The sequence below is a fragment of the Cellulomonas soli genome (genome assembly GCF_052036975.1).
Lineage (GTDB): Bacteria > Actinomycetota > Actinomycetes > Actinomycetales > Cellulomonadaceae > Cellulomonas > Cellulomonas soli_A.
Window position 1 is genome coordinate 230,351 of the sequence record NZ_JBQIAR010000003.1, and the last position, 14,556, is coordinate 244,906.

Here is a 14,556-nt window from a genome sequence, read left to right on the forward strand (position 1 = left end):
CCCCGTACGCTCGGCCGGTGACCGTGCTCGTCGACCCCCCGGTGTGGCCCAACCACGGGCGACTGTGGGGCCATCTGGTCTCCGACACGTCACTGGCCGAGCTGCACGCGTTCGCCGCCCGCGCCGGCCTGCCCGAGCGGGCGTTCGACCACGACCACTACGACATCCCCGACTCGCTGTACGACCAGCTCGTGGAGCTCGGTGCGCAGCCGGTCTCGGCCCACGAGCTGATCCGCCGGTTGCGTGCCTCCGGGCTGCGCGTCCCGGCCAGGGAGCGCGCGCGCCGGCACTGACCGGTGCGAGGATCGAGCCATGCGTATCGCGGTCACCGGAGGCTCGGGCAAGCTCGGTCGGACGGTGGTGCGCGAGCTCGCCGCCGCCGGCCACGTCGTCGTCAACCTCGACCGGGACGGCACCCGTGGGCCGGGCTTCGTGCGGGTCGACCTGACCGACTACGGGCAGGTGGTCGACGCCCTCACCGCGGTCGACGACCAGCACGACGGCCTCGACGCGGTGGTGCACCTGGCGGCGATCCCTGCCCCGGGGATCGTCCCCGACGTCGCGACGTTCCACCACAACATGCCTGCGACCTTCAACGTGCTGTGGGCGGCGACCCGGCTCGGCATCCGGCGGATCGTGCACGCGTCGAGCGAGACCGTGCTCGGCCTGCCGTTCGACACGCCGCCGCCGTACGTCCCCGTCGACGAGGAGTACCCGGCGCGCCCCGAGTCCGTCTACTCGCTGGGCAAGCACCTCGAGGAGACCCTCGCGATCGAGCTGGTGCGGTGGAACCCGCAGCTGGCGCTCACGTCGCTGCGGTTCTCCAACGTGATGGACCCCGAGGACTACGCGCAGTTCCCCGCGTTCGACGCCGACGCGACACTGCGCAAGTGGAACCTGTGGGCGTACATCGACGGCCGTGACGGCGCGCAGGCCGTGCTGCGTGCGCTCGAGTCCGCCCCACCGGGGTACGACCGGTTCATCATCGCCGCCGCAGACACCGTGATGAGCCGCCCGAATGCCGAGCTGCTCGCCGAGGTCTTCCCCGAGGTGCCCGTGCGCGGCGAGATCGGGGAGCGCACCACGCTGCTGTCGATCGACAAGGCCCGCCGGCTGCTCGGCTGGGAGCCGCAGCACAGCTGGCGCGACCACGTCGCCGATGCCTGAGCAGTCCCGACCGCAGTCTCGGCCTCAGCCCCGCCCGGGCACCGACGGCACCGACGCGCTCGTCGCCCGGCTGCGGACCGCCGGGTGCGTGTTCGCCGAGGACGAGGCTGCGCTGCTGCTCGAGGCCGCCACGCGCGCCGACGGCACGCTCGACCCGGATGCGCTCGAGTCGCTCGTCACCCGTCGGGTCGAGGGGCAGCCGCTGGAGCACCTGCTGGGGTGGGCGCAGTTCTGCGGGCTGCGCGTGGCGGTCGAGCCGGGAGTCTTCGTGCCGCGTCGCCGCACCGAGCTCATGGCGCACGAGGCTCTCCGCCTGCTCGGTGCGTCGCACGCCTCGCACCGGGGCGCGGCTGCACCGCCACCGGTGGTCGTCGACCTGTGCTGCGGGTCCGGCGCCGTCGGTCTGGCCGTGCTCGCGGCGCGCCCCGACGCGCACCTGGTGGCAGCGGACATCGACCCGGTCGCCGTGGCGTGCGCGCGCCGGAACCTGGGGCCGCGCGGCGCGAGCGTGCTCGAGGGCGACCTGGACGAACCCCTGCCTGACGCGCTGCGCGGCCGGGTCGACGTGCTCACCGCCAACACCCCGTACGTGCCGACCGATGCCGTGGTCCTCATGCCCGCCGAGGCGCGCCTGTACGAGCACCCGGTCGCGCTCGACGGCGGCCACGACGGCCTGGACCTGCAGCGTCGGCTCGCCCGGGTCGCAGTCGACTGGCTGGCACCGGGCGGTCACCTGCTCGTCGAGGTCAGCGACCGTCAGGCACCGGTGGCGCTGGCCGTCATGGTCGAGCACGGGCTGCAGGCCCGGCTGGTCACCGACGACGAGCTGGACGCGACGGTGGTCGTCGGCACCCGCCCGGAAGGCCCCGACCTGCGACGGGGCTAGGCTCGAGCCATGCCGCTGCGTCCCCTCGACCAGTCCGCCAAGCTGCGCCACGTCCTGTACGAGATCCGGGGCAAGACGCTGGACGAGGCCGCCCGCCTCGAGGCCGAGGGTCACACGATCCTCAAGCTCAACACGGGCAACCCGGCGGCGTTCGGCTTCGACGCACCGCACCAGATCGTGCGCGACATCATCGCGGCGATCCCTTCCGCGCACGGCTACTCCGAGTCCCGCGGCATCCTGCCCGCACGACGTGCCATCGTGACCCGCTACGAGACGACGCCCGGCTTCCCGCCGCTCGACGTCGACGACGTGTTCGTCGGCAACGGTGTCTCCGAGCTGATCACCATGGTGTGCCAGGCGCTGCTGGACGAGGGCGACGAGGTGCTGGTGCCCTCCCCCGACTACCCGCTGTGGACGGCGATGACCAGCCTGTCCGGCGGGGTTCCCGTGCACTACCGGTGCGACGAGGAGGCCGGCTGGGAGCCGGACCTGGAGCACCTGGAGTCGTTGATCACGCCGCGCACCAAGGCGCTCGTGGTGATCAACCCGAACAACCCGACGGGTGCCGTGTACTCACGCCAGGTGCTCGAGGGCATCGTGGCGATCGCCCGGCGGCACAGCCTGCTGCTGCTCGCCGACGAGATCTACGACCGGATCCTGTTCGACGGCGCGCAGCACATCCCTCTGGCCTCGCTGGCCCCTGACCTGCTGTGCCTGACGTTCAACGGGCTGTCGAAGACGTACCGGGTCGCCGGGTACCGTGCCGGGTGGCTGGTGGTGACGGGCCCGCGCGAGCACGCCCGCGGGTTCCTCGAGGGCATCATGCTGCTGGCCTCGACGCGGCTGTGCCCGAACGTGCCGGCGCAGCACGCCATCCAGGCGGCGCTCGGCGGCGTGCAGTCCATCGACGCGCTCATCGCCCCCGGGGGGCGGTTGCACGTGCAGCGCGACGTCGCCTGGCGCGGGCTGACGTCGATCCCGGGTGTGCACTGCGTGCGCCCCGACGGTGCGCTGTACCTGTTCCCCCACCTGGACCCCGAGGTCCACGAGATCCACGACGACAGCCGCCTGGTGTACGACCTGCTGGTCAGCGAGCACATCCTGCTGGTGCAGGGCACCGGGTTCAACTGGCCCACGCCCGACCACCTGCGCGTCGTGACGCTGCCCGAGGCGCGTGTGCTCGCCGAGGCCGTCGAGCGCATCGGCAACTTCTTGTCGAGCTACCACCAGTAGCGCAGCGACCACCCCCGCCGGGGATGACACCCCGGGCACGACGAAGGGCCGGCCACCCGTGGGTGACCGGCCCTTCGTCCGAGCGTCTCGGCAGCTCAGGGCTGTCGGGTGGGGCTCAGCGGATCAGAAACCGCCGCCGAAGTCCTCGCCGCCACCGGGGCCGGCCGGGGCGGCCTTCTCCGGCTTGTCGGCCACGACGGCCTCGGTGGTGAGGAACAGCGCCGCGATCGACGCCGCGTTCTGCAGCGCGGAGCGCGTGACCTTGACCGGGTCGTTGACGCCGGCGGCCAGCAGGTCCTCGTAGGTGTTGGTCGCGGCGTTCAGGCCGTGACCGGTGGGCAGGTTGCGGACCTTCTCGGCCACGACGCCACCCTCGAGACCGGCGTTGATCGCGATCTGCTTGAGCGGGGCCTCGATGGCGAGCTTGACGATCGCGGCACCGGTGGCCTCGTCACCCTCGAGAACCAGGTTCTCGAACGCGACCTTGCCGGCCTGGATGAGCGCGACGCCACCACCGGCGACGATGCCCTCCTCGACCGCAGCCTTGGCGTTGCGGACGGCGTCCTCGATGCGGTGCTTGCGCTCCTTGAGCTCGACCTCGGTCGCCGCACCGGCCTTGATGACGGCCACGCCGCCGGCCAGCTTGGCGAGGCGCTCCTGGAGCTTCTCGCGGTCGTAGTCCGAGTCCGAGTTCTCGATCTCGGCGCGGATCTGGTTCACGCGACCGGCGATGAGCGCGGCGTCGCCGGCACCCTCGACGATCGTGGTCTCGTCCTTGGTGACGACGACCTTGCGCGCGGTGCCGAGGACCTCGAGGCCCACGGTGTCGAGCTTGAGGCCGACGGTCTCGGAGACGACCTGACCACCGGTGAGGATGGCCATGTCCTGCAGCATCGCCTTGCGGCGGTCGCCGAAGCCGGGGGCCTTGACGGAGACCGACTTGAACGTGCCACGGATCTTGTTGACGACGAGCGTGGCCAGGGCCTCGCCCTCGACGTCCTCGGCGACGATGAACAGCGGCTTGCCGGACTGGATGACCTTCTCCAGCAGGGGCAGCAGGTCCTTGACGTTCGAGATCTTCGACTCGACGAGCAGGACGTACGCGTCCTCGAGGACGGCCTCCTGACGCTCCGGGTCGGTCACGAAGTACGCCGACAGGAAGCCCTTGTCGAAGCGCATGCCCTCGGTGAGCTCGAGCTCCAGGCCCAGGGCGCTGGACTCCTCGACCGTGATCACGCCCTCCTTGCCGACCTTGTCGAGCGCCTCGGCGATGAGCTCGCCGATCGCGACGTCACCGGCGGAGATGGCGGCCGTGGCGGCGATCTCCTCCTTGGACTCGACCTCCTTGGCCTGCGCCAGGAGCTGGGCGGTGACGGCCTCGACGGCCTTCTCGATGCCCTTCTTCAGGGCGATCGGGTTGGCGCCGGCGGCGACGTTGCGCAGACCCTCGCGCACGAGCGCCTGGGCGAGCACGGTGGCGGTGGTGGTGCCGTCACCCGCGACGTCGTCGGTCTTCTTGGCGACCTCCTTGACGAGCTCGGCGCCGATCTTCTCGAAGGGGTCCTCGAGGTCGATCTCCTTGGCGATGGAGACACCGTCGTTGGTGATCGTGGGGGCGCCCCACTTCTTGTCCAGGACGACGTTGCGGCCCTTCGGGCCGAGGGTCACCTTGACGGTGTCGGCGAGGACGTTGAGCCCGCGCTCGATGCCGCGCCGGGCCTCCTCGTTGAAGGCAATGATCTTGGCCATGGGGCTGTGATCCTTCACTCGGTTCGTGGGTCGGCCGCACTGGTGCCCGCGACGGACGGGTCGCCGTGCGCGGTCATGTCCCGCACCCGACGGCCCTCACCGGACGGCCGTGGTGATTCTGTCACTCTCCACCGGAGAGTGCTAAGTCCATGGTTAGCACTCGACCCCGGCGAGTGCAAGGCCGTCCGCCCCCGGCGAACCGTCCGCGGCCCCGGCACGGGGGCCCTGCAGACACGAGGAGGCCACCGTCGGCCGCGGTGCTGCGCGCGACGGTGGCCTCCTCGCACGTCCGCGTGCTGTGGGGCACGGGACGCGACACCTGGCACGTCAGGTCACACGGGCCGGACCTGCTCCGCCTGCGGCCCCTTGGTGCCCTGACCGACCTCGAAGTCGACCTCCTGGCCCTCCTCGAGGGTCCGGTAGCCGTCCACCTGGATCGCGCTGTAGTGGACGAAGAGGTCCTGCCCACCACCCACAGGGGTGATGAAGCCGAACCCCTTCTCCGCGTTGAACCACTTGACCGTGCCCTGGGCCATGCGCACTCCTCGCCGATCGGGACCCCGACGCTCCGCATGGCGGCGGGGTGCCGGTGAGCCTAGTGGCGCAGGTCACGTCCCGACCAGGGTGTGACTCAGGGGGCGCTGAGCAGCACGACCGAGATGCCGCCAGGTGCGTCCGCGAGCGAGAGCGTCACAGTGGCGATGCCGAGGGTCTGCGCGACCAGGTCCGCGGTGACCTTCAGGTCCTCGCTGCCGTAGTAGACGACCGAGTCTGCGAGATCGCCCGCGTCCTGGTTGCCCGTCGTCACCGCGGTGAAGCCGGCAGCGGTCAGGGTCTCGGCGGTCGAGGCCGCCAGACCGGCGATCCCCGCAGCGTTGTAGACCACGACCGGGGTGGTGAGCACGGGCGTGGGCGCTGGCGTCTCGGCCGGGGTCTCCTCCACCGGGGTCTCCCCCTCGGCGGGCGTCTCCGCCGCGGCCGACTCCTCGGCCGCCGGTTCCGAGGCACCGGAGTCCCCGCCGACGATCGGCAGGGAGTCGTACCGCGCAGCCAGGTTCACCAGCACGAACGCGAGCGTCGGCACGACCACGAGGACCGCCACGAACGGCCACCACCTGCTCCACCACGAGCGCGGTGCCAGGTACGGGTCACGCGGCGCGTCCGGGCTCCGGGGCGCGTCGAACTCGTCCGGCGGGTACGGGTAGTCGGCCTTGCTCACGGCCGACAGGCTAGCGGGTCACCCTGGGCGTACGGCCGAGGACGGGCCGCGCGGCGCCGGTGGGCGGTCGCCGGACGAGGGCCCCCGCGCACCAGGGGCACGACTCAGCCCTCGGCACCGAGCCGGCGAGCCGTGCGCGCCCGCTGGCGCGAGGAACGCATCCGCCGCAGCCGCTTGACCAGCATCGGGTCGTGGGCGAGGGCGGCGTCGTCGTCGATCAGGGCGTTCAGCACCTGGTAGTACCGCGTGGCCGACATGTCGAACAGCTCACGCACGGCCTGCTCCTTGGCACCGGCGTACTTCCACCACTGGCGCTCGAAGGCGAGGATCGCCTGGTCCCGCTCGCTGAGGCCGCTGCCCGCCGCGGCAGAAGGGTCGACCTCGGGGCTCGTGGTGAGCATCGCCGTCACGGTCATGCGTCCTCCTCCGGTGCTGCGGGTCCGGTGCTGCCGGGCCTGCGCCCGCGCCGCGACCATCCGGCCCCCGCCATGGTACGGCGCGAACGACACGGGTGTCATTCGACCGGCCGGGTACCCTCGCGCCCGTGACCGCAGCCCCGCTCGACCAGCTCGTGGCCCCCGACTGGGCCGCCGCCCTCGCTCCTGTCGAGCCCGACCTGCGTGCCGCGGGCGAGTTCCTGCGGGCCGAGGTGGCCGCCGGTCGCGGCTACCTGCCCGCCGGTGACGCCGTCCTGCGGGCGTTCCAGCGGCCGCTCGCCCAGGTGCGTGTGCTGATCGTCGGGCAGGACCCGTACCCGACGCCCGGGCACCCGATGGGCCTGTCGTTCTCCGTGCAGGGCGACGTGCGGCCCGTGCCGCGCTCGTTGGCGAACATCTTCCGGGAGCTCGTCGACGACCTGGGCGTGCCGGCACCCACGTCGGGCGACCTGACCCCGTGGGCCGACCAGGGCGTCATGCTGCTCAACAGGGTGCTCACCGTGCGTCCCGGCGAGCCGGCCTCGCACCGTCGCCGTGGCTGGGAAGCCGTCACGGACCGGGCGATCGAGGCCCTCGTGGACCGCGGCGGGCCCCTCGTCGCGGTGCTGTGGGGTCGGGACGCGCAGTCGTTGGCGCCCGCGCTGCGCGGCGTACCGGTCGTGGCGAGCGTGCACCCCAGCCCGCTGTCCGCCAGTCGGGGGTTCTTCGGCTCCCGCCCGTTCTCCGAGGTGAACCGGCTCCTGGCGGAGCAGGGCGCCCCGCCGGTCGACTGGACGCTCCCCTGACCGCCGAGGGCAGATGGCGGGGCGCACGGCGGCCGCAACCAGGCACACTGGCCCGATGAGCATGCCCGCCGACCGCCAGGGCGACACCCCCGACCCCTCCGGCGCGGTCCGCTGGAGCCGTTACGTGGCGCTCGGCGACTCGTTCACCGAGGGCCTGTGGGACGCGCCCGGCTACCCCGCCGGCCCCCAGCTGCCGTTGCCGCCTGCCGACGCCGTGCTGCGCGGCTGGGCCGACCAGCTGGCCATGGCACTCTCGCAGCGCCGCACCGCGGCCGGTCAGGAGCCGCTGGAGTACGCCAACCTCGCGATCCGCGGACGCCTGCTGCGCCCGATCCTGCGCGAGCAGATTCCCGTGGCGCTCGACCTCAAGCCCGACCTCGTCAGCCTGGTCGGCGGCGGCAACGACATCCTGCGGCCCTCGGTCGACGTCGACCGGCTCGCCCGGGACCTCGAGGCAGGGGTCGCCCGGCTGCGTGCGGCGGGTATCGACGTCCTGCTCGGCACGGGGGTGGACTCGGCCGGCTCACCCCTGGTGCGGGCCACCCGGGCACGGGTGGGCGTGTACAACGCGCACGTGTGGTCCATCGCCCGCCGTCACGGCGCAGCGGTGCTGGACCTGTGGGGCATGCGGGCGCTCGGCGACTGGCGCATGTGGGCCGACGACCGGATCCACCTGACCACGGAGGGGCACGCCCGGGTCGCACAGGCCGCCCTGGTCGGGCTGGGTCTCACGCCGGACGTGCCCGACTGGGACGACCCGCCGGCGCCGCTGCCACCCGTGCCGCGGCTCGCGCAGGTCCGCGACGACGCCCGGTGGGCCAAGGTGCACCTCTACCCGTGGGCGACCCGTCGCCTGCACGGCACGTCCAGCGGTGCGACCCGCACTGCGAAACGACCCGAGGCGACACCCGTCGAGGTCGAGAGCACCGACTGACCGCACGCGGTCCGCCGCATCACGATCCCCAGCATCACGGCCCGCTGCGCGCAGCGCTCACTCGGGCAGCACGAGCAGGAAGGCGTCGTCGACCGGCGCGGCTGCCAGGTCGGCGTCCGGCAGCGCGTCCACCAGCCCCGCCCGCAGCACCACGTCCGAGCGGTGCACGACCTGCCCGTCGGCGCGGTACACGACCTGCACCGGGGTGCCCTCGCACGCCTCGGGGACCGTGACGAAGCGCGTGCCGGTGATCCCGTAGCCGTCCTGCGCGTCGAGCGCGACCTCGTACGACCAGCGCACACCACCGGCGTCGCAGCCCTCCGGCCCGATCCCGACCAGCTGGTCGGTCGCGCGGGCGGAGGCGTACAGCCCGGCGACCGAGACGGCGGCCAAGGAGCTCGCCCAGAAGACCCGCCGTGAGGACGGTCGACGGCGCGGCACACTCGGGGTCGACGGCACCGACCCTCCCCTCCGTGGGCGGTCGCGCGGTGAGCGCTCGTGCGGTCAGCCTCCTGCCGACCGTCAGGCCCCCGCCCGTCGCCGGTGTGCCGGCGGCCGCACGAGGGTCCTGCACCAGCCCATCGGGCAGCACGCGGCGGGCGTGAGCACAACGGGTGCGGATCGCCCGGCTGGCCCAGCCGGGCGCCGATCAGCCGAGAGGCTGGCAGGCCTGCGCCGACAACGTCATCCCGCCGGCGATGCTGGCCGTGTTCCAGGTGTCGGTCCCCACCAGGCGGTAGGCCGACGACGTGAGGGCGGTCCCGGCGTACGAGCCCCAGCGCGAGCTCGGTGCCACGTTCGACCACGACGTCAACGTCCGACCGAGCATCGTGGTGGCCTGCGCCGCGGAGATCGACCCGGCGGCCGCCGCCTGCTGCACGGCAGCTGCCCAGTCGACGTCGGCCCGCCACCCGACGAACGGCACCAGACCCGTCGAGGTCGGCTTGGTGAGCCCGGTGATCGTCGTGGTCACGCACAGCTGGTGGTTCTGCACGGATGCCGCCTGCGCCACCGAGTAGGTGGTGCTGCCCGCCTCCACGACGGCCGGCGAGGGCGCGGCGGGGTCGCAGATCGTGGCGGTGGTGGAGGCTCCCGCCGCCAGCACCCGGGTCGGCTGCCACCCGGCGCCCTGCAGCAGCAGGTGACCACCGGTGACCGTGTACGGCGAGGGTGCGGCGACCGCCTGGGACGTCGTCGTCCCGGCGCGCACCGGCTGCAGCTGGGTGGTGCCGCTGGTCAGGTTGTAGCGGTCGGACCGGATCGAGGTACCGGCGGGGACGTTGAAGGGCGCCTGCGCGAGGTCGATGTCCAGGACCCAGGCCACCGGCGCGGTCGAGGTGTTGGTGATCCTGAACGCGACGCAGAACGCGGTCGCCGCCTGCGTCGCCCAGCTGTGCTGCGAGACGACAGTCCCCGCGGTCGTGGGCGTGATCGGCTCGACCGCCGCGGCGAACGTCCAGGCCGTGCGGATCCGCCACGTGTCGAGCGTCAGCACGGCGCCGGCCACCGTGGCGGCGTTGTACTGGGCAGGGTTGCCCGCGTTGCCGTACGGCACGGTCAGGGTTCCGCCCGGGAACCCCACGGGCACCGTGAACCGGGCCGCCGAGGCGACCGGGTTGCCGTTGCCGCGCACCAGCAGCACGTAGCCGTCCGTCCCGGCGCACGAGGCCGGGACGGTGAGCAGCAGCCCGCTGCGCTGGTTGCCGGTCCCGGCACCGGGTGCCACCGTGACGGCCGCGTCCGAGCAGCGCGCGAGCGAGGTGGCGAAGAACCCGGGCCTGGCGGCGGAGAAACTCAACCCCGCCGCGTGGGCGACCTGCGCGCCGAGCAGGGCGAGGACGACCGTCGCCAGCGCGAGGGCGACGGCGCGACGCAGGTGCCTCACGGCCCCGCCACCTCCTCGGCGGCGGCGACCCGCTCGGTTGCCGCCGGGGACACGGCCGGCGTCTCCGTGTCGGCCGGCGCCTCCGGGGAAGCCTCCTCCGGCGGCCCCGAGGGCTCACGCCGGCCGGGCCACACGAGCAGCGCCAGCGCCAGCACGATCAGACTCACCCAGATCCACGGGTTGGTCAGGGCGGTGGCCACCAGCCCGACCCTCGGCACGTGCACGGCGGCCACGCCCACGACGTCCTCGTCGGTAGGGACGAAGGGGTCCTCGTACGCGTTGTTGTCACCCTGGATCACCCAGCCCTCCGGGGTGCCACCGACGATGCGGTGGATCACGCGGGCGCTGCCGTAACCGGGGGGTTCGTAGACCACCACGTCACCGACCTGCGGGTTGCCGCAGCGGGAGACGACGATGTCGCCCGTGTAGTAGGTCGGTTCCATGGAGTGGCCGTTGACCAGCGTGATCGTGGTGCAACCGCCCAGGCTCGTAGGCCACAGGAACCAGGCCGCCACGGCGGCGGCCACGTACAGCAGGACCGTGGGCACAGCACCCAGCAACCGACGCGCCCGAGAGGCGTCGGTTGCCGGGTGCTGCGGCTCGCTGCTCATCGCACGAGCGCCCTGGTCCCCTGCCCTGCTCAGCTGTAGATCGTCAGGGCGATCTTCGCGACGGCGTCGACGTCCGTGACGGACAGGCCGGTCACGGCGATCGAGGTGCCGGCGACGGTGCCCGACTTCTCGGCACCCACCACGGCACCGGTCGCGTCGAGCAGCGAGACCTTGTACGACTTGCCGGCGCACAGGGCGTCGATGTTGGCCAGCGTGACGCTGTCGGTGACGTACGCGCCGCCGGTCAGCACGGGGGTGCCGAACGACGAGTCGACGGTGGCGCTCTGGCACGAGGCGACGGTGTCGACGCCCGCCTGGAACTGGGCCTGCGGCGCGGCGAAGTTCAGCTGCGCGGCCGACGCGAGGGACAGACCCGCGACGCCGACGACGGCGAGACCGACGGCGAGCGCCTTGCGGTGGTTGGACGACTTCGTGGAGGACATCCCAGACTCCTGTGATCGCGGGGGACCATGCGGACAGGCATGGCGAAACCCGACGAAGTTAGGCGCTCCCAGACCGGGCCAGAGCCGACGATCAGGTCAAAGCACCCCCGGCGTCCGGAACGTCCGAATGTTTCACCCGCGCCGCGACCTGCAGAAATGGGCGATCCGGACAGGCGTCCTGATCATCTGTCCAGGAATGCCCGACGTGCGTCGGCCACGAATCCCGCATGCTGGACGAGGCGGGGCAGGTGCGACACCTCAGGACACGACCGGACACGTCCGGCAGCCGTCACCGTCACCCGCGCACCGTCACCCGCGCAGCGAGGCGACGGGCAGCCACGCCTCGAGCCGCGCGCCGCCCTCGGGCCGTGAGGTCAGCTCCAGCCGCCCGCCGACCAGCTCGAGCCGCTGGGTCAGTCGTGCCGTCCCGGACGCGTGCACGACGGTGGGGTCCAGACCGGCGCCGTCGTCCTGCACGCGGACCACCAGCTGGTCGCCCTGCCGATCGAGCCCGACCTCCAGGCTCGTCGGGTTCGCGTGCCGCAACGCGTTCGACAACCCCTCCTCGACCACCCGGACCGCCAGCAGCCGTTCGGGCTCCGACAGCCACCCGGCGGTCGGGTCGTCCAGCTCACGCACGCCCGGGCTGACGACGAACCGCACCGCGATGCTCGTCGGAACCCGCCGCAGCAGCTGGCGCACCGCCGGGGTGACGCCGATCTCCAGCTGGTCGGGATACAGCAGGCGGCTCATCTCCCGCACGTCCTGCTCGCGCACCACGTCGATGTCGTCGCGCACCGCCCGCAGGGCCTCCAGCTCGTGCTCGGTCAAGGTCCGGCCGGGGGCGTCCCGCAGGAAGGCGTCGAGGCCGGCGACGATCACGACAAGTCGCTGCTGCAGGCTCGAGTGCAACCCCTCGGCCACCGCGCGCCGCACCCGCACCTCCTCCTGCTGCAGGGCGTGCACCGCGTGCTCGACGTCGACCGCGCGACGCGCCGACTCCCGTGCACCCACCCGGATCTCGCGGACGAGCACCATGGCACGCACACCGACGAGCGAGGCGATGACGCCCGCCACGAACCCGCTGATCAGCTCGGCCCTCAAGGTGGAGGCGTCCCAGTGCTGATACACGCCGGTGACGGTCTGCGAGGCGACCCGCACCAGCGAGCACGCCACGCTCGCGATCAGGCACCGGATCGCCACGGCGCCCAGCGTCGGCGCCCGGTGCACACGCAGCAGCAGCTGCCCGAGCGCGAGCACCACCACGGCCAGCGCGTTGCCGGTGATCCTCGCCATGACGGGCACGGCATCCCACTCGGGCAGGTACTGGGCGTAGATGTAGGCCGCCTGGACCGATGCCCCGAGCCCGTACAGCCCGGCGATCACCGCGGACGCACGCAGCAGCGTCCGGCGGTCGCGGCGCACGTCGGCCGCCCACTCCTCGGACTCGCGCGCGGTCGTGGGGCGCCGGGCGTCCGGTGCGGGCACGTGGGCGGCGAACCGGGCCGCCATGGTGCTCTGGCGCGGTGCCGCCTGGCGGGGGCTCGCCGGGGGCGGGCTGCTGGGGCCTGACGTCATCGTGGGGCTGCCTCCCGCCGTGTCACCGGCGGGGCGAAGAGCCGCACCTGACGTGGACGAGGATACTGACGTCCCATGAGCCAGCCTGCCTCGGACCCCGTGCGCGTCGCCGTCGTCGAGGACCAGCCGCTCTTCCGATCGATGCTGGAGCACACGCTCGGCAGCACCCCGGGGCTGCGCGTCGTGGCCTCCGTCGGCACGGTCACCGAGGCCACCCAGCGCCTCACGCCCGGCACCGTGGACGTCGCGGTGCTCGACATCGACCTGCCCGACGGGAACGGCATCGCGCTGGGCGTCACGCTGCGCCGTCGGCACCCGCGACTGGGCATCCTGCTGCTGTCCGCGCACGACGCGATGGACCTGCTGCTGGACCTGCCCGGTGACGTCGCCGCCGGGTGGAGCTACCTGTCGAAGACGTCCGGCACGAGCGAGGAGCTGCTGGTCACGGCGGTGCGCGCCGCCGCGGTCGGCGAGACGGTGCTCGACCCGGCCCTGCTGGCGCGGGTGGCCCCGCGCGCCGGGTCGGGGGTCGCACGCCTCACCGACCGCCAGTACGAGGTGCTGCGCCTGATCGCGCAGGGTCTGTCGAACGCCGGCATCGGCGAACGGCTCGGAATCACGGAGAAGTCCGTGCAGAACCACGTGAACGCCATCTACGCGACGCTCGGCATCGACGTCGACCCGCAGCGCAACCCGCGGGTGAGCGCTGCGCTGCGACTGCTGGAGGAGACCGGTCCGGCGTTGTGACCATCAGCGGCGGGCGCCGGGCGGGCCGGGTGCCGTCGTCGGCACATCCGCCCGGCCGGGACGAAGGTCCTGGTCGGGCGCTACCCTGACGCCGTGCAGGCATCGAGCGGGCGCGGGTTGGGTGCTGGTCGCCTGCTGCTCGTCTCGACGACGGTCTTCGCCCTGGGCGTGGGCGCGCACGTGCTCGGCGGCGGGGCCACGCCCGGCGCGCGCACGCTGGGCGCCCTCGGCGCGCTGGTCCTGGCGTGCACGGCGTGGACCACCCGCGCGCCGCTGCGGGCACGCAGCCTGCTGCCGCTCGCCGTGCTCGCCCAGGCGGGGCTGCACACGGCACTGGCCTGGCTGGCTCCCTCGGGCACCACCGCGACATCCCCCGGCTCCGGGGGCAGGCACCTGCACGCGGACGCCGCACTCGCCTCGTTGGCGGCTGCGGACCCCGCCGGCGCGGGCGTCGGCACGCACGCGCACGCGTTCAGCCTCACGATGGTCGCCGCGCACCTGGCGGCGACCCTGCTCACCGTCGCCCTCCTGATCGGCACGGACCGCGCCGTGGCGACGGTCGCCCACCTGTGGACGGTGCTGCTGCCCGCACTGCTCACACCGCGTGCCCGACCGATCGACCGTCCGGTCCGGCACATCGGCGCGCGGCACGCCGACTGGGCGACCGCACCTGCGCTGCTCGCCCGCACCCAGGTGCGGCGAGGCCCCCCGACGGTCGCCCCGGCCGGCTGACCGTCGGACCTTGCCCCTCGGCAGGGTCCGCGAGGCGGCCGTCCCTCCGACGTGCCCTGCCCCTCGGCGTACCGCCCCCGTCCGTGCCCGACCGTCCCCTCGGTCCGCCCGGTGCGGGGCCTGCGGTCGCGTGCTGTCGTCCCCGGAGCG

At 73.2% G+C, this 14,556-nt stretch carries 17 protein-coding genes; 8 read left to right on the forward strand and 9 right to left on the reverse strand.

What is annotated here, in order from left to right; genetic code table 11:
- Nucleotides 1-17: 17 nt before the first annotated feature.
- Genes ACTHAM_RS04975 through ACTHAM_RS04990 form a run of 4 tightly spaced genes read left to right on the forward strand, consistent with a single transcriptional unit; the run spans nucleotide 18 to nucleotide 3,286 of the window.
- Complete coding sequence (locus ACTHAM_RS04975; protein ID WP_440684966.1) at nucleotides 18-293, forward strand: DUF4031 domain-containing protein; 276 nt, start codon at nucleotides 18-20, stop codon at nucleotides 291-293.
- Nucleotides 294-312: 19 nt separating this feature from the next.
- Nucleotides 313-1,167, forward strand: coding sequence for an NAD-dependent epimerase/dehydratase family protein (locus tag ACTHAM_RS04980; RefSeq protein WP_440684968.1), 855 nt, complete (start codon nucleotides 313-315; stop codon nucleotides 1,165-1,167).
- Nucleotides 1,160-2,053 (forward strand): putative protein N(5)-glutamine methyltransferase, encoded by an 894-nt coding sequence (locus ACTHAM_RS04985; protein ID WP_440684970.1) that lies wholly within the window; start codon nucleotides 1,160-1,162, stop codon nucleotides 2,051-2,053. The genes ACTHAM_RS04980 and ACTHAM_RS04985 overlap by 8 nt, the downstream gene beginning before the upstream one ends.
- A gap of 9 nt (nucleotides 2,054-2,062) precedes the next feature.
- Nucleotides 2,063-3,286 carry a pyridoxal phosphate-dependent aminotransferase gene (locus ACTHAM_RS04990; RefSeq protein ID WP_440684972.1) on the forward strand — a complete coding sequence of 408 codons (1,224 nt, stop codon included), beginning with the start codon at nucleotides 2,063-2,065 and terminating at the stop codon, nucleotides 3,284-3,286.
- A gap of 123 nt (nucleotides 3,287-3,409) precedes the next feature.
- On the opposite strand, the gene groL is transcribed toward ACTHAM_RS04990, so the two are convergent.
- The 4 genes from groL to ACTHAM_RS05010 form a co-directional block, all read right to left on the reverse strand.
- On the reverse strand, nucleotides 3,410-5,035 hold the full coding sequence (gene groL, locus ACTHAM_RS04995; protein WP_440684974.1) for a chaperonin GroEL: 1,626 nt from the start codon (nucleotides 5,033-5,035) through the stop codon (nucleotides 3,410-3,412).
- Nucleotides 5,036-5,367: 332 nt separating this feature from the next.
- Complete coding sequence (locus ACTHAM_RS05000) at nucleotides 5,368-5,571, reverse strand: cold-shock protein (RefSeq protein WP_440684976.1); 204 nt, start codon at nucleotides 5,569-5,571, stop codon at nucleotides 5,368-5,370.
- A gap of 95 nt (nucleotides 5,572-5,666) precedes the next feature.
- The gene (locus tag ACTHAM_RS05005; protein ID WP_440684978.1) at nucleotides 5,667-6,254 is read right to left on the reverse strand and encodes a LytR C-terminal domain-containing protein; all 588 of its coding nucleotides are present in this window, start codon (nucleotides 6,252-6,254) and stop codon (nucleotides 5,667-5,669) included.
- A 104-nt stretch (nucleotides 6,255-6,358) separates the two neighbouring features.
- Nucleotides 6,359-6,670 (reverse strand): DUF3263 domain-containing protein, encoded by a 312-nt coding sequence (locus tag ACTHAM_RS05010; protein ID WP_440684980.1) that lies wholly within the window; start codon nucleotides 6,668-6,670, stop codon nucleotides 6,359-6,361.
- Between the two features lie 128 nt (nucleotides 6,671-6,798).
- Between ACTHAM_RS05010 and ACTHAM_RS05015 the strand changes: the two genes are divergently transcribed.
- The gene (locus ACTHAM_RS05015) at nucleotides 6,799-7,476 is read left to right on the forward strand and encodes a uracil-DNA glycosylase (RefSeq protein WP_440684982.1); all 678 of its coding nucleotides are present in this window, start codon (nucleotides 6,799-6,801) and stop codon (nucleotides 7,474-7,476) included.
- A gap of 55 nt (nucleotides 7,477-7,531) precedes the next feature.
- On the forward strand, nucleotides 7,532-8,410 hold the full coding sequence (locus ACTHAM_RS05020) for an SGNH/GDSL hydrolase family protein (protein ID WP_440684984.1): 879 nt from the start codon (nucleotides 7,532-7,534) through the stop codon (nucleotides 8,408-8,410).
- Nucleotides 8,411-8,467: 57 nt separating this feature from the next.
- Here ACTHAM_RS05020 and ACTHAM_RS05025 read toward each other — a convergent pair whose 3' ends face one another.
- The 5 genes from ACTHAM_RS05025 to ACTHAM_RS05045 form a co-directional block, all read right to left on the reverse strand.
- Nucleotides 8,468-8,869 carry a hypothetical protein gene (locus ACTHAM_RS05025; RefSeq protein ID WP_440684986.1) on the reverse strand — a complete coding sequence of 134 codons (402 nt, stop codon included), beginning with the start codon at nucleotides 8,867-8,869 and terminating at the stop codon, nucleotides 8,468-8,470.
- Nucleotides 8,870-9,059: 190 nt separating this feature from the next.
- Nucleotides 9,060-10,295 (reverse strand): hypothetical protein, encoded by a 1,236-nt coding sequence (locus ACTHAM_RS05030; protein ID WP_440684988.1) that lies wholly within the window; start codon nucleotides 10,293-10,295, stop codon nucleotides 9,060-9,062.
- Complete coding sequence (locus ACTHAM_RS05035) at nucleotides 10,292-10,906, reverse strand: signal peptidase I (RefSeq protein ID WP_440684990.1); 615 nt, start codon at nucleotides 10,904-10,906, stop codon at nucleotides 10,292-10,294. Before ACTHAM_RS05035 ends, ACTHAM_RS05030 begins: the two co-directional genes overlap by 4 nt.
- Nucleotides 10,907-10,935: 29 nt before the next feature.
- Nucleotides 10,936-11,349 carry a hypothetical protein gene (locus tag ACTHAM_RS05040; protein ID WP_440684992.1) on the reverse strand — a complete coding sequence of 138 codons (414 nt, stop codon included), beginning with the start codon at nucleotides 11,347-11,349 and terminating at the stop codon, nucleotides 10,936-10,938.
- Nucleotides 11,350-11,658: 309 nt separating this feature from the next.
- Complete coding sequence (locus ACTHAM_RS05045; RefSeq protein WP_440684994.1) at nucleotides 11,659-12,927, reverse strand: sensor histidine kinase; 1,269 nt, start codon at nucleotides 12,925-12,927, stop codon at nucleotides 11,659-11,661.
- A gap of 75 nt (nucleotides 12,928-13,002) precedes the next feature.
- Here ACTHAM_RS05045 and ACTHAM_RS05050 point away from each other — a divergent pair, with 75 nt between their 5' ends.
- Nucleotides 13,003-13,674: a response regulator transcription factor gene (locus tag ACTHAM_RS05050; RefSeq protein WP_440684996.1), complete on the forward strand. Its 672-nt coding sequence runs from the start codon at nucleotides 13,003-13,005 to the stop codon at nucleotides 13,672-13,674.
- 93 nt (nucleotides 13,675-13,767) lie between these two features.
- Nucleotides 13,768-14,406: a hypothetical protein gene (locus ACTHAM_RS05055; protein ID WP_440684998.1), complete on the forward strand. Its 639-nt coding sequence runs from the start codon at nucleotides 13,768-13,770 to the stop codon at nucleotides 14,404-14,406.
- Nucleotides 14,407-14,556: the final 150 nt, after the last annotated feature.